General features: G+C 67.5%; 9 protein-coding genes and 2 pseudogenes. 5 read left to right on the plus strand and 6 right to left on the minus strand.

Annotated features, from left to right (window positions below; translation table 11 throughout):
• The 4 genes from KVT44_RS54210 to KVT44_RS54225 all read left to right on the plus strand — a co-directional run.
• A partial coding sequence (locus tag KVT44_RS54210) for a carbohydrate ABC transporter permease (RefSeq protein ID WP_217576466.1) occupies positions 1 to 394 on the plus strand: 394 nt, incomplete at its 5' end.
• A gap of 112 nt (positions 395 to 506) precedes the next feature.
• Entirely contained in the window at positions 507 to 1,424 is a 918-nt protein-coding gene (locus KVT44_RS54215; protein ID WP_217576468.1) for a carbohydrate ABC transporter permease, read from the plus strand.
• Between the two features lie 68 nt (positions 1,425 to 1,492).
• Positions 1,493 to 3,145 (plus strand): glycoside hydrolase family 13 protein, encoded by a 1,653-nt coding sequence (locus tag KVT44_RS54220; protein WP_217576470.1) that lies wholly within the window; start codon positions 1,493 to 1,495, stop codon positions 3,143 to 3,145.
• A 150-nt stretch (positions 3,146 to 3,295) separates the two neighbouring features.
• The gene (locus tag KVT44_RS54225) at positions 3,296 to 5,845 is read left to right on the plus strand and encodes a glycoside hydrolase family 32 protein (RefSeq protein ID WP_217576472.1); all 2,550 of its coding nucleotides are present in this window, start codon (positions 3,296 to 3,298) and stop codon (positions 5,843 to 5,845) included.
• A 777-nt stretch (positions 5,846 to 6,622) separates the two neighbouring features.
• Here KVT44_RS54225 and KVT44_RS54230 read toward each other — a convergent pair.
• Positions 6,623 to 7,259, minus strand: a pseudogene (locus KVT44_RS54230) (aldo/keto reductase); the annotation flags it as partial.
• Between the two features lie 194 nt (positions 7,260 to 7,453).
• On the opposite strand from KVT44_RS54230, the gene KVT44_RS54235 reads away from it, so the two are divergent.
• On the plus strand, positions 7,454 to 10,162 hold the full coding sequence (locus tag KVT44_RS54235) for a SpoIIE family protein phosphatase/ATP-binding protein (protein WP_217576482.1): 2,709 nt from the start codon (positions 7,454 to 7,456) through the stop codon (positions 10,160 to 10,162).
• Between the two features lie 89 nt (positions 10,163 to 10,251).
• Here KVT44_RS54235 and KVT44_RS54240 read toward each other — a convergent pair whose 3' ends face one another.
• The 5 genes and pseudogenes from KVT44_RS54240 to KVT44_RS54260 all read right to left on the minus strand — a co-directional run.
• Positions 10,252 to 10,410, minus strand: coding sequence for a hypothetical protein (locus tag KVT44_RS54240; protein WP_217576474.1), 159 nt, complete (start codon positions 10,408 to 10,410; stop codon positions 10,252 to 10,254).
• A 307-nt stretch (positions 10,411 to 10,717) separates the two neighbouring features.
• Entirely contained in the window at positions 10,718 to 10,876 is a 159-nt protein-coding gene (locus KVT44_RS54245; RefSeq protein ID WP_217576476.1) for a hypothetical protein, read from the minus strand.
• Between the two features lie 632 nt (positions 10,877 to 11,508).
• Complete coding sequence (locus KVT44_RS54250; protein ID WP_217576478.1) at positions 11,509 to 12,021, minus strand: hypothetical protein; 513 nt, start codon at positions 12,019 to 12,021, stop codon at positions 11,509 to 11,511.
• A 37-nt stretch (positions 12,022 to 12,058) separates the two neighbouring features.
• On the minus strand, positions 12,059 to 12,601 hold the full coding sequence (locus tag KVT44_RS54255) for a hypothetical protein (protein WP_217576480.1): 543 nt from the start codon (positions 12,599 to 12,601) through the stop codon (positions 12,059 to 12,061).
• A 293-nt stretch (positions 12,602 to 12,894) separates the two neighbouring features.
• Positions 12,895 to 13,176, minus strand: a pseudogene (locus tag KVT44_RS54260) (IS5/IS1182 family transposase); the annotation flags it as partial.
• Positions 13,177 to 13,819 lie beyond the last annotated feature (643 nt).

The raw sequence follows: 13,819 nt of genomic DNA on the forward strand, positions 1-13,819 counted from the left end.
AGACGAGGAGGCCGACGAGATCGACGGCACCGGGCGCAGGCAGCGGTTCCGACACGTCTCCCTGCCCATGCTCAAGCCCACCCTCTTCCTCGTCTTGACCCTCGGACTCAACGGCACCTGGCAGGTCTTCGACCAGATCTACGTCATGACCGCGGGCGAACCGGGAAAGACGACGCTGACTCCCGCGTTCCTGTCGTACCAGACCTCGTTCATCAACAACGAGTGGGGACAGGGCAGCGCCATCGCCTTCATCCTCTTCGCGATCATCGTCGCGATGACACTCCTGCAGCAGTTCGTCCTGCGCGACAAGGACGAGGCCCGCGCCAAGGCCGTCACCCGGCGCGCGGCGAAAGCGGCCCGCTCCGGATCCGGCCCGACCACGGAGGCGACCTGATGACCAGGACCGCCGCGACGGCGCACCCCGTACAACCCGGAAGAGACGCAACCGCGCCTACCACCGCAGCCGCCCCGGCGGTCACAGCCGACGTCCACAACAGAGGCACGCGATGAGCACACCGCACAAGCTCGCCGACGCAGACAACGCAGCGAACACTGGCGACAAGCGCACAGCACGCCGCGCAGGCAACCGCACCCGCCACGGCAGCGGCCTCACTCGCGCGCTCGGCTACACCGCCCTCGTCGTCGTCGCGCTGCTCTACATCTACCCCTTCCTCATCCAACTCGCGACGAGCTTCAAGACCGACGCGGACGCCACCAGCCACCCGCTGTCGCTGTGGCCGCAACATTTCACGACGGCGGCCTTCAGCCGGCTCGCCGAAGCGGACTACCCACGCTGGTTCGCGAACTCCGTCGTCGTCTCGCTGTTCGTCACCGCGGGCCGTGTTTTCTTCGACTCCCTCGCCGGATACGCACTGGCCCGGCTGCGCTTCCGCGGCCGGGGCGCACTGTTCGCCGCCGTCATCGCGGTCATGGCCGTGCCCGGCGTCGTCCTGCTCATCCCGAAATTCCTCGTCCTCAACCAACTGGGGATGTACGACTCCTACTCGGGCATGATCGTCCCGCTCCTGGCCGACGCCGCGGGGGTGTTCATCATGAAGCAGTTCTTCGAGTCGATCCCCATCAGCGTCGAGGAAGCAGCCCGCATCGACGGCGCGAGCACCTTCCGGATCTTCTGGTCTGTCGTGCTGCCGATGGCCCGGCCGGCCCTGATCACCCTGACCATCCTGTCCTTCCAGGGATCGTGGAACGAACTGCCGCACTTCATCGTGTCCCGGCAGAGCCCGGACCTGAACACCCTCACCACCGGAGTCGCCTCCCTCGTCTCCGGCCAGCTCGGCCAGGGCAACCAGTACCCGATCAAGCTCGCGGCGGCCCTGCTCATGACCATCCCCGTGGCGCTGGTGTTCTTCGCCTTCCAGCGGCACTTCGTCCGCGGCGGCACGGACGGCGCGACCAAGGGATAGCCGGGCGAGAAACCCGAGTGATCAACAGCCGGCACACGCTTTTGTGTACTCCGACAGGACCGAGCCACATGACCAACCCGCCCCGCACGAGCGACGCCGCGAACGGTTCCTGGTGGCGCTCCGCGGTCATCTACCAGGTCTACATACGCAGCTTCGCGGACGGTGACGGCGACGGAACCGGCGACATCGCCGGCCTCCGCTCCCGCCTGCAGTACCTGGCCTACCTCGGTGTCGACGCGATCTGGATCAACCCCTGGTACCCGTCCCCGCTGGCCGACGGCGGCTACGACGTCTCCGACTTCCGCGACATCCACCCCACCTACGGCACCCTCGACGAAGCCCGGAAGCTGATCACCGAGGCCCACGAGCTGGGCCTGCGAGTGATCCTGGACATCGTCCCGAACCACGTCTCCGACCAACATGCCTGGTTCCAGGAGGCGTTGGCGGCACCAGACGGCTCCCGGGAACGAGACCGGTTCATCTTCCGTGAGGGCAAGGGCGAGGACGGGTCCCTGCCCCCGAACGACTGGCACGCGGCCTTCGGCGGCCCCACCTGGACCCGGACGCCGGACGGCCAGTGGTACCTCCACCTCTTCGCCCCCGAACAGCCCGACCTCAACTGGGACAACGACGAGGTCCGGGCCGAGTTCGCGTCGGTCCTGCGCTTCTGGTTCGACCTGGGCGTCGACGGCATCCGCATCGACGTCGCCCACGGCATGGTCAAGGACCCGGCCCTCCCGGACCTCGGCCTGACGGAGTTCTCCGTCGTCGCCCGCGAAGGCCAGGAGAACCACCCGCACTGGGACCGCGACGGCGTCCACGACATCTTCCGCAGCTGGCGCGCCATCGCCGACAGCTACCCGGACCCCCGCGTCTTCGTCGCCGAGGCCCACGTCCGCCCCGGCCGCATGCCCGACTACCTCCGCCCCGACGAACTCCACACCGCCTTCAACTTCGACTTCCTCAAGTGCGCCCTGGAGGCAGACAAGTTGAGGGAGGTGATCGACCGCACGATCACCGATCTGGCGAGGGTCGGCGCCCCGGCCACCTGGGTCCTCTCCAACCACGACGAGGCCCGCAATGTCACCCGCTACGGCCGCGCCCACACCGGTGTGACGACCCCGATGCGCGACCAGGGCCACCCCACCGACCTCGCCCTCGGCACCCGCCGAGCCCGAGCCGCAGCCCTGCTGATGCTGGCGCTGCCCGGAGGCGCGTACATCTACCAGGGCGAGGAACTCGGCTTGTACGAGGTCGAAGACCTCCCCGAGTCGGCGCTTCAGGACCCCACCTGGGAACGCTCCGGCCACACGGTCCGAGGCCGCGACGGCTGCCGCGTCCCCCTCCCCTGGACCGGCGACACCCAGCCCTTCGGCTTCAGCACCTCCGGAGCCGCCCCCTGGCTCCCCCAGCCGGAGGACTGGAAGTCGTATACCGCCGAAGCCAACCAGGCCGACCCCACCTCCATGCTCCAGCTGTACCGCTCCGCCCTGCGCCTGCGCCGCACCAGCCCCGACCTCCGGGGCGAGGAGTTCCGCTGGCTGGACAGCCCGGCCGGCACCCTCCTCTTCGCACGCGGCAACAGCCTGCTGTGCGCGGTCAACCTCTCCGACCAGCCGATCCCGCTTCCCGACGTCGGCGGCCCCCTCATCGCGTCAGGACCGCTGGACAAGGACGGGCTGCTGCCCCCGGACACCACGGTCCTGCTGCACCTGCACTGACGGACGGCGAGGGAATCACCTCAGCCGACCTCTCCCGCGCCCAGCCGCGCCCAATCCGCCAGGGCCTGTCCGGTGTTCCTCCCCGCCGATCGGACAGGCCCTGGTCCATCTGGAGAAGCCACACCACCCGATTCCCGCACGAGGAGCACCATGTCCAGAACCACCCGTCCCCACCGCAGACTTCTCACGGCCCTGACCGTCCTGTCCGGGCTGGGCCTGCTCGCCGCCACACCGGCCGCCGCCGACACCCTCTACCACGAGAAGTACCGGCCCCAGTTCCACTTCACCCCGGCCGAGAACTGGATGAACGACCCCAACGGCCTGATCTGGTACAAGGGCCAGTACCACCTGTTCTTCCAGTACAACCCGTCCGGCAACAGCTGGGGCAACATCTCCTGGGGACACGCCGTCAGCACCGACCTCGTCCACTGGAAGCAGCTCCCGGTCGCCATCCCGCAGGACGACAGCGAGATGGTCTTCTCCGGCAGTGTGGTGCTGGACAAGAACAACACCACCGGCTTCGGGACCAAGAAGAACCCGCCGCTGGTCGCCGTCTACACCAGCCTGGTGAAGTCCACCGGTATCCAGCGGCAGTCACTGGCGTACAGCACCGACGGCGGCACCACCTGGACCAAGTACTCCGGCAACCCCGTCCTCGACCTGAACTCCGTCAACTTCCGTGACCCGAAGGTCTTCTGGTACGCCCCCACCCACAGCTGGCTGATGACCGTCGCCCTCTCCGACCAGCACAAGATCGCCTTCTACAGCTCCCCCGACCTCAAGAAGTGGACCCACTTGAGCGACTTCGGGCCGGCCGGCGCCACCGGCGGGGTGTGGGAGTGCCCGGACCTGTTCCCGCTGCCGGTGGACGGCAACCCGAAGAAGACCAAGTGGCTGCTGGCGGTCAACCTCAACCCCGGTGCCATCGCGGGCGGTTCCGGTGCCCAGTACTTCGTCGGAGACTTCGACGGAAAGAAGTTCACCGCCGACGACAGCGGCACCTACACCCCGCCGAGCGGCACCGTGCTGCAGGACTTCGAGTCCGGCTCCTTCGGCGACTGGACGGCCGACGGGAGCGCGTTCGGCACCGCGCCGGCGACCGGCGCGGTGGACGTCCAGGGTCCGGTCACCGGCTTCGACGGCAAGGACCTCGCCAACAGCTTCCACGGCGGCGACGCATCCACCGGCACGCTCACCTCGCCCGCGTTCGCCGTGACCAGCAACTACATCAACTTCAAGGTCGGCGGCGGCAACCACCCGTACCAGCCCGGCTCCATCCTGGGCGACGAACCGACACCGACCGGCGAAACCCTCGCCGACTTCGAGGGCAGCACCTACACCAGCCCCATCGGCGACTGGACCACCACCGGCGACGCATTCGGCACCGGACCAGCGCAGGGAACACTCTCCAACCAGCAACGGGTCACCGGTTACCTCGGCAATGGGCTCGTCAACAGCTACCTGAACGGCGATGCCTCCACGGGCACCCTGACCTCCCCGGCCTTCACCATCGACAAGAAATACCTGGACTTCCTCATCGGCGGCGGCTACCACGCCGCGAGCTACGACGCTCCCACGGCCGTCGAACTCGTCGTCGACGGCAAGGTGGTGCGCTCCGCCACCGGCGCCAACGGCGAGGTCCTCAACTGGGCCTCGTGGGACCTGTCCGACCTGCAGGGCAAGCAGGCGCAGATCAAGGTCGTGGACGCCAACACGGGCGGCTGGGGCCACATCAACGTCGACCAGGTCGTCCTCTCCGACACCCAGACAAAGCCCCACTCCAACGAGACCGGCGTCAACCTCCTCGTCGACGGCAAGATCGTGCAGAGCGCCACCGGCGCCAACTCCGAGAACCTGGACTGGGCCTCCTTCAACACCGGCGCCTACAAGGGCAAGCAGGTCCAGCTCCAGATCGTCGACGCCAACACCGCCGGCTGGGGACACCTCCTCGCCGACCAGTTCACCGCCGCCGACAAGCCGGCCCTGTCCGCCACCCAGCGCGCCCACTGGCTCGACTACGGCCAGGACTTCTACGCCGCCAACACCTTCAATGACGCCCCCCGCGGCCGACGCGTCATGATCGCCTGGATGAACAGCTGGAACTACGGCGGAAGCATCCCCACCAGCCCCTGGCGCAGCGCCGACACCTTCCCCCGCCAGCTCTCGCTGCGGACCGTGAACGGCAAGACCCAGTTGGTCCAGCAGCCGGTCAGCCAACTGAAAACCCTCCACGGCGCCGGCACCACCGTCCCGGCGACCACCGCCACCAACGGCACCACCCCGCTCGGCATCCACGGCAGCACCCTCGAACTCCAGGCCGACCTCACCCCAGGCACCGCCACCAAGTTCGGCCTCGACGTCCGCACCGGCGCCGGACAGCGCACCCGGATCGGCTACGACACCACCACCGGCGAGGTCTACCTGGACCGCACCGCCTCGGGCGCGACCGACTTCGACCCCACCTTCTCCAGTACCGAACACGCCCCGCTCGCACTCAACGGCAAGCCCCTGCACCTGCATGTCCTCGTCGACACCTCCTCCGTCGAGGTATACGCCGAGAACGCGCGCGGCGAACAGGTCGTCCTCACCGACCAGATCTTCCCCGACCCCTCCAGCACCGGCGTCGACGTCTTCGCCGACAACGGAACCGCCAAACTCACCCACCTGCAGGCATGGAGACTGGCCTCCATCCGGAAGTGACCATCCCGGGTGTGTTGTCAGGGCACTTCTCCGCCTGGCCACACACCCGGCCAACCCATGAACGCACCGATAGTCTTCTGCGGAAACGGTCATGAGGGCCCGCTGCACGAAGGCCAGCCAACCCGTAGGCATTCAACGGCTAGTTCGAGTTGGCCAGCGACGAGGATCGTGGGGCAGACCGCGGGGCCGTCCCTCATTCCGATCCCGGAATACAGCATCGTCAGGTTCGTTACCGGGTCAGGGGAACGATTCGCGAAGTGCAATATCACCGTGCCCTTCGTCGGTTCTTGCTCTACCCAGTAGCTGACGCGATCACCAACTGCTGCCCAAACAGGCAGACAAACGCTGCCGCTGAAGTGAACGAAGCCACCCAACTCCCTTCGGCCACCTGACGCGAGGGCAGCGTTTCGTGGTCGCGCCGGCCGCACGGCCAGTGCCGGACTGCAGGTGCAACGGCGTGCGCCACCGGGACCCGGCGCCCCTCCCGGGCCAACTGAGCGCCGCGACGCACCGCGAAGACAGTGGGCCACCGCGGCCGCGCGAGGTCATTGGCGGCGGTGTGACTCACCAGGCGCACGGGTGAGTCGACGGCAGAGTGCCAGACGGGTGGGATGCGGGCCCGCTACGAAGATCACAAACCGTTCGTGATCTTCGAAAGGAACTCGTCGCGCGTTTCACCCCCGTCGCCCGCACAGCTGCTGGCGCGCTGTCCGCGCTCGCCGTACTGCTCGCCCCCACCACCGCCCACGCCGCCGCCCCCGTCCGGGCCGCCGCCCCCGCCTCGTTGTAGGTGTCTCCCGCAGCCGACGGGAGGCTGGTGAGCCGGTCGAGTTGCTCGTCGGCGAGGTGGACGGAGTCGGCAGCGGCGTTCTCCTCGACGTGAGCGACGCGACGGGTGCCGGGGATCGGGGCGATGTCGTCACCCTGGGCCAGCAGCCCTGCCAGCGCCACCTGGGCCAGGGTGGCGCCGATCTCGGAGGCGATCGCGGCAACCTGGTCGGCCAGGCGCAGGTTGTGCTGGAAGTTGTCGCCGCTGAACCGGGGGTTGTCCGCCCGGAAGACGCTCGCGTCGACCTGGTCCGGTGGAGCGGAACGTGCCGGTCAAAAAGCCCCGGTCGAGGGGGGGAAGGGTACGAAGCCGATGTTCAGCTCACGCAGCACCGGCAGGACACGGGCCTCGGGGTCGCGGGTGAACAGCTAATACTCGGACTGGACCGCGGTGACGGGGTGGACGGGGTGAGCGCGGCGGATGGTGTCCGGACAGGCCGAAGGAGCGGACCTTGCCCTCCGCGACCAGCTCCGCCACGGCGCCGGCAGTCTCCTCGGCGGGCGTGCCCGGGTCGACGCGGTGCTGGTAGTACAGATCGATATGGTCGGTGCCCAGCCGGGCCAGAGAGCCTTCGGCGGCGGCCCGAGCGCCTTCTCGGCGGGAACCGAAGGGCGCCGACTATACGGAGATGGAGATCCGGGTGCTCACCTGGGCCGACGGCGACATCGGGCAAGACTCGCAGTCACCATGCGTACACATTCGGGCACGCTCCGAACTGCCAGTAAGGCTGTGTGTCACCTAGGGGTGATATTGACATATCTACGATGTTATATGGGCATATGCATCAGCCGATCGGACGTATGCGGTCCTGGCGTGGGCTGCCCACCGTCGCGGGCCAGGTCTTCCTTCTGCAGGCCATTTTGATCCTGGCCCTTGCGGCAGCGGCGGTCGCCGCCCTGATGTTCCAGTACCGGGGCGACGCCGAGCGCGAGGCCCGCAACCGGTCACTGGCCGTTGCCTCGGCAGTCGCCGCCTCCCCCACCGTGCGACAGGCGTTGTCCAGCGCGAATCCGACCGCCGCGCTTCAGCCGCAGGCCGAAGAAACCCGCCGACGCACCGCCGTGGACTTCATCGTCGTGATGAGTCCCACGGGCATCCGCTACACCCATCCGAACCCCGCGCAGATCGGCCGGCGCTACATCGGCAGCATCGCGGCAGCGCAGCACGGCGGGATCGTCACCGAAACGACTGCCGGGACGCTGGGCCCCTCGGTACGCACCGTCGTTCCCGTCACCACAGGTGACGGGAGGGTCATCGGTCTCGTCTCCGCGGGCATCACGGTCAAGCAGGTGAGCCTGGCAGCCGAGCGACAGGTGCCACTCGTCCTGGCGGCGACCGGAGTGGTGCTCTCGGCGGCCACCGGGGGAACCGCACTGATCAGCAGGCGCCTGCGCCGTCAGACACACGGCCTCGGCCCGACGCAGATGACCCGTATGTACGAGCACCACGATGCTGTTCTGCACTCGGTACGGGAAGGTGTTCTGATCGTCGATTCCCAGGGGCGTCTGTTGCTGGCCAATGACGAAGCACGGCGCCTGCTCGGGCTGAGGGCCGACGGGGACGGACGGCCCGTCACGGATCTGGGACTCGAACCAAAGGCCGAGCAGCTTCTCCTGTCGGGCAGAGCGACCACGGACGAGGTCATCGAGGTAGGCGACCGGCTCCTGGCCGTCAGCCAACGCCCCATGGCGCAGCAGCCCGGGCTGGGAGGCTGGGTCGCCACGCTGCGCGACACAACCGAACTCAGCGCACTGATGGGCCGGGTGGAAGTAGTCCAGGAACGGCTCACACTGCTGTACGACGCCGGTATGCGCATCGGTACCACCCTCGACGTGACCCACACGGCTCAGGAACTGGCGGCGTTCGCGGTGCCCAGGTTCGCCGACTACGTCACCGTCGACCTGGTCGATGCCGTGCTGCGCGGCGACGAACCGAACCCATTGCGTACAGCGGAACTACGTCGTGTCGCAGTGGACGGCATACGCACGGATGCGCCGCTCTACCCTCCCGGTTGGCTCATCCATTTCGACCCGTCAACACCACAGGCATCCGGCTTCGGTTCCGGGCAGATCGTGCTGGAGGCCGACCTGGCGGCCTTCTCCGGCTGGCAGGCGCAGGACCCCGACCGGGCTCGCAGACTGGTGGCATACGGGATCCACTCCATGATCGCTGCTCCCCTGCGTGCCCGCGGAGTGATTCTCGGCGTGGCGACGTTCTGGCGTTCGAAGGAGCCGACACCGTTTGCTCAGGAAGACCTCTCGCTCGCAGAGGAACTGGTCGCCCGCGCGGCGGTGAGTATCGAGAACGCCCGTCGCTTCACCCGCGAGCACACCACGGCGGTCACGCTGCAACGCAACCTTCTGCCGCACGCTCTCCCCGAGCAGAGCGCGGTCGACGTGGCCCACCGCTATCTTCCGGCAGAGGCAGGACTCGGCGGTGTCGGCGGTGACTGGTTCGACGTCATACCCCTCCCCGGAGCCCGCGTCGCCGTCGTGGTGGGCGACGTTGTGGGGCACGGACTGCACGCCGCCGCCACCATGGGACAACTGCGCACCGCCGTCCACAACTTCTCCACGCTCGACCTGCCACCTGACGAACTGCTCTGTCACCTGGACGAACTTGTCACCCGCATCGACCAGGACCGGGACGGCGACGGTGAAACACCGACACTCACGGGCGCCACCTGCCTGTACGCGATCTACGACCCGATCTCCCGTCTCTGCACCATGGCCAGGGCGGGCCACCTGGAACCCATCATCGTGCGCCCGGACGGGCATGCGGACCTGCCCGGCGTACCGGCCGGCCCGCCGTTGGGGCTGGGAGGACTGCCCTACGAAAAGACAGAGATACTGCTGCCCGAGGGCACCGCCATCGTCCTCTACACCGACGGCCTGATCGAAGACCGGCAGCGTGACATCGATCAAGGCATCGAGCTCCTGCGCCGTGCTGTTGCGCACGCCGGGCAAACGCCGGACCAGGTGTGCCGGGCAGCGATGGATGCCATGGTCCCCGTAGCGCCACGCGACGACGTAGCCCTGCTTGTCGCCAGCACTCGGCTGCTCGACGGCAATCGCACCGCGTCGTGGGACGTACCGTCCGACCCCTCGGCCGTTGCCGACGTGCGTGCTGCCGCCACCCGACTCCTGGGCGACTGGGATATGAAAGAGGAGGCGTTCACCCTGGAGTTGATCCTCAGCGAGCTGGTCACCAATGCCATCCGGCACGCAACCGGCCCCATCGGTGTGCGCTTGATCCGCGACCGCAGCCTCATCTGCGAGGTCTCCGACGGCAGCAGCGTCTCTCCGCACCTGCGCCGAGCCACCACCATGGACGAAGGCGGCCGGGGCCTCTTCCTGGTAGCCCAGTTCGCCGACCGCTGGGGTACTCGCTACACATCCGGCGGAAAGGTCATCTGGACGGAACAGCAGCTCTCCGCAATGGACCAGCCCACCGAACAAGCCCCGCCCAACGCCCCACCGCCCGCCTGATCCAGCCCCGCCTGGCGGCCGCCCGCGACTCCTCTGCGCCCCGACCGTGCAACCGGGGCCGCGAGCGCAACGCTGTAGGTTCTCGCGGCTCAATGCAGTCCGGTGCCGTCGGACAGCCGGATCGTCAAGCCAGCCTCGCTGCCGGCCTCGGCGATGACCCCAAGCAACTGACCAGACTGCCCGAGCAGCAGCTCGACGGCACCCTCGCCGCACCGCCGTTCGCTCCCCTGCCCCCACATCCGCTGCACGAGGCACGGCGTACCGCGCATCGGCGAGGGCCGACTGCTGCGGACCCTCGGTCTCGACCAGCGCACCACGCCCATACCCGACCGACCGTGCCCGCGGTGCGGCGGCGAGCTCACCCTGCACACCGACCCGGACGGGTCGCCGAGTGTGACCTGCTCGAGCAACGAGGACTGCACCGCAACCGTGCGCCTCGACAACCGCGGCCGGTGTGTGTGGGGCGGACCTCGGCGCTCTCGCCGCAGCCGAGCACAGCATCGCAGCCTGACCTCGGGCCGGGGGTGGAGCGCGCCGCCCTGGGCGCGGGCCCGCTCACTCGTTCCGCCACTCGTCGCGCAGCCGACGTACCGCGGCGATAGCCCGTACGGCTTTCTCGGCGAGTGCCGGCACCTGATCGAGGACGTAGCCGAGTACGAGCACGCACCCACCGAGCGCCGCCACCGCGGCGGTTGCCCAACCGGCCGTTTCCATCCGTCCGACGTACCTTCCGTGAAGGTGGTCGGTTCGGTGCCATGGCTGCTCGAACCGACCACTGTGGCTCTCAGTGATCAGGTCGAGAACCAGGCACCGCACGCCGTACTCGGATATGGACTTATGTCGGAGCGTCGGCTCCGTTCTCCCCGGATGCCCGAAGGCGAGGAAGGCTACCGAGTTTGTGCAGTGCGGTGACTTCACCCGGTAGCCAGGCATCTAGCTTCCGTCGCCCGGCCGCATCACGGGCAGGAATCAATTACGCCGTTATCAATCCCTGCGCCAGGACCCGGGCGCGGACACCTTCGGTGACGGCGAGGTGCACGAGGACACGTACCGGATCTCCCGCAACCCGCCGCCCCAGGCCCTCCGCGAAGAGACGACGCCACGCCCCGCCTGCCCCCTCCGCCGCAAAGAAGCCAGCGACGTGGCCAGCTCCCCGTTTTGTGGGCTGCCGCAGTCCGACCGTTCCGGGATGTCGCGCCGTGAGCCGAGAAACCCGACGACGCTCGCCTTGCAACGCGGGGTGGGGTGGCAGCAACAACTCGACCGGCGCCCGGAGTCCGTCGCCCACGGTCTGTAACGTCAAGACGCCTCCAGAACCATGTGTTCTGGGGGCGTGCTTGGTTGTCTTATTTCTTGGCGAGGCGGAGTTGGTTGACGCACCGCAGATCTTGCCGGTATTTCACCGAACCCTGCTGGTACCAAAACCGGCATTGCGACGTGTCGCCCGTCACCGGCCCGGTCACCTTGAGCCGGGCCATGTGATACCACACGGCTGGTTTGTGGGCTTTCACGGTGAAGGTGTTCGACCGTTCCGGCAGGCCGGTGACGTCATCGAATGGTGACTTCACCGGGAGCACGCCGATCCCGTATCCGTCGGTGTCTTCGGTGCTCACCACCTTGTAGCCGATCAGCTCCAGTCCTTTCGGCAGGCTGACGAACCGGGCCTTGAGTACGGTCACCGGTTCACCGCTGACGTTGGTCGCCTGTAGCAGGTTCAGCCAGTACTCCTTGCCGATCCGCAGATGCTCGTACCCCACATCACTCTGGGAGGCCATGCCTCCGTCGAGCGCGTGGCCGTCCCGTGTACCTGCGCCATCTCGTCCCTGCTGGACCAGCCAGGCCACCAGGGCCGCCGCCACGATCAGCAGCGCGGTTCCGGCGATCAGCCGGCCGCGCCTACTTGGAGTAGAAGACACCGGCCTTGCCACTGCTGATCGACCCGTTCTTGCCCCAGATCCAGTGCTTGCCGGGCTGGTTTCCGAACGTGATCCTCTGCCTGTGGCTGCTGTCGTAGCCGGTCTTCGCACCGAGCGAGATACCGAAGGCGCTCACCGCGCCGCCGAACTTCACAGAACTGCCGTGAGCAAGCGAAAGGGTGCCACCACCCCCCTCGAGGTAGGTCCGGTTAGCCTTCGGGGCCTTATTGACGTTCGCCGACCCGTCCTTCGACGACACGTCCTTGCCGACCTTGCCCACCGCGCCGCCGGCCGGTATGTGGTACCTGCTTGCCTCGATCTTGTACCGGGTGGAGCGCACCGTGCCCGAGCACCAGTGCTGCTTCTTCCACTTCGTGTACAGGTTCGGCACCTCGTACTGGTGCGAGTACTTGGCTTTGTTGGCGTAGCCCACGGACACGCCGGTGCTCTGCGACAGTTCCTTGGACGCGCCGATGCTCCAGCTGTTCGTGATCTTGATCGCGGTGTCAATGCTGCTGGACATCGAGGATTCGTACTCGAACGTTGACTTCGCGTCCCAGTTGATCCGGACTCTCATGGAGTCCCTTTCTGTGGTGCAAGTGCATGGATGCCCATCAGGGGTCTGACCTGCTGGAACACCCGGATTTGATCACATGTGAAGAAGCTGTGTCTCTAGAGCCCGTGTGAGGTCCTTGCCGAGCCGGATCTCCTGGAGGGCGGATCCGGTAAGGCGGCGATCGTGACACGCAGACAACTTACTGATGATTAAGGGCAGTTCATCGGTCGTTCCGGGCGAACGGGCGAGTCTGGCCCGTACAGCCCGAGGGCGTATTCCCAGTCGATCCGGGCCCGCATCACCTCGGCGGCCCGCCGGTCGGTGAGGTTCTCCACGAACTGCAACACCACCAAGGCCAGCCGCCCCGGTGACCATGCACGTTTCCCCCGCGCTGGGAACAGGCCCGCGAACTGCTCGTCCGTGAACATCACGCCCAGCTCGTCGCGAGCCCTGATCGCCATACTGCCCTTCGGGAACGCCGCCCGCGCCACCCGCACCGTCTCCGCCGGAACTTTCCCCTGCACCAGCGGCTTCATCGACACCCGTACCCCACCCCAAACACAATCCTCGGTCTCCAAGACCACAACCAGGTCTCGGAGACCGACGTCACGCACGAGCCCCACAATTCGCCAACAGCGTCCCCGTGAGGGCGGCGGGCCGTCGAAGCGGGTCAGGTTGAGGTCAGCCAGCTTGGGCCGAGTCGAGATGAAGAGTGTCACCGAGGCTGACGCTTGGCGGTTGTGGAAGAAGTCGTCTTCGCGCAGCGTGGTAATGCCGCGCGAGGGGGTCCGGAAACTGGCATAGCGGCCGACTCGATCGGCATCTTGATCCAGGACGCCACGACGAACGTCAGGGAGCCGCCGTGCGTCACGATGATCTGGTGTTCGCAAGGGTTCTGCAGGATCTCGTCCGTGGCCGCCTAGGTTCGGCGCACCCACACAGCCTTGGTCTCGGAATCCTCCACACCCTCGTCGTGGTCCATTCGCTCCCCGACAGCCGGCGGTGGGACGAAGCGCCGGTCCAGCCACTCCTGCGGCTTTCCCCCCGCCTCACCGTAGGGCTTCTCCCGCAGTCTGCGATCCAGGATCGGCTTCACACCGAACAGCTCTGCGGCCCGCGCTGGAGCGGGGTGCCGTCGTCATCTCCGACCGCTACATCGACTCGTCGGTGGCCTACCAGGGAGCC

The organism is Streptomyces sp. GbtcB7, assembly GCF_019091445.1.
GTDB classification, from domain to species: domain Bacteria; phylum Actinomycetota; class Actinomycetes; order Streptomycetales; family Streptomycetaceae; genus Streptomyces; species Streptomyces mirabilis.

What these genes read in the sequence shown, in the direction of transcription:
- KVT44_RS54235 (WP_217576482.1), top strand. Translation starts at nt 7,454, where the DNA reads ATGCATCAGCCGATCGGACGTATGCGGTCCTGGCGTGGGCTGCCCACC.
- KVT44_RS54225 (WP_217576472.1), top strand. Translation starts at nt 3,296, where the DNA reads ATGTCCAGAACCACCCGTCCCCACCGCAGACTTCTCACGGCCCTGACC.
- KVT44_RS54245 (WP_217576476.1), bottom strand. Translation starts at nt 10,876, where the DNA reads ATGGAAACGGCCGGTTGGGCAACCGCCGCGGTGGCGGCGCTCGGTGGG.
- KVT44_RS54215 (WP_217576468.1), top strand. Translation starts at nt 507, where the DNA reads ATGAGCACACCGCACAAGCTCGCCGACGCAGACAACGCAGCGAACACT.
- KVT44_RS54255 (WP_217576480.1), bottom strand. Translation starts at nt 12,601, where the DNA reads ATGTCCAGCAGCATTGACACCGCGATCAAGATCACGAACAGCTGGAGC.
- KVT44_RS54220 (WP_217576470.1), top strand. Translation starts at nt 1,493, where the DNA reads ATGACCAACCCGCCCCGCACGAGCGACGCCGCGAACGGTTCCTGGTGG.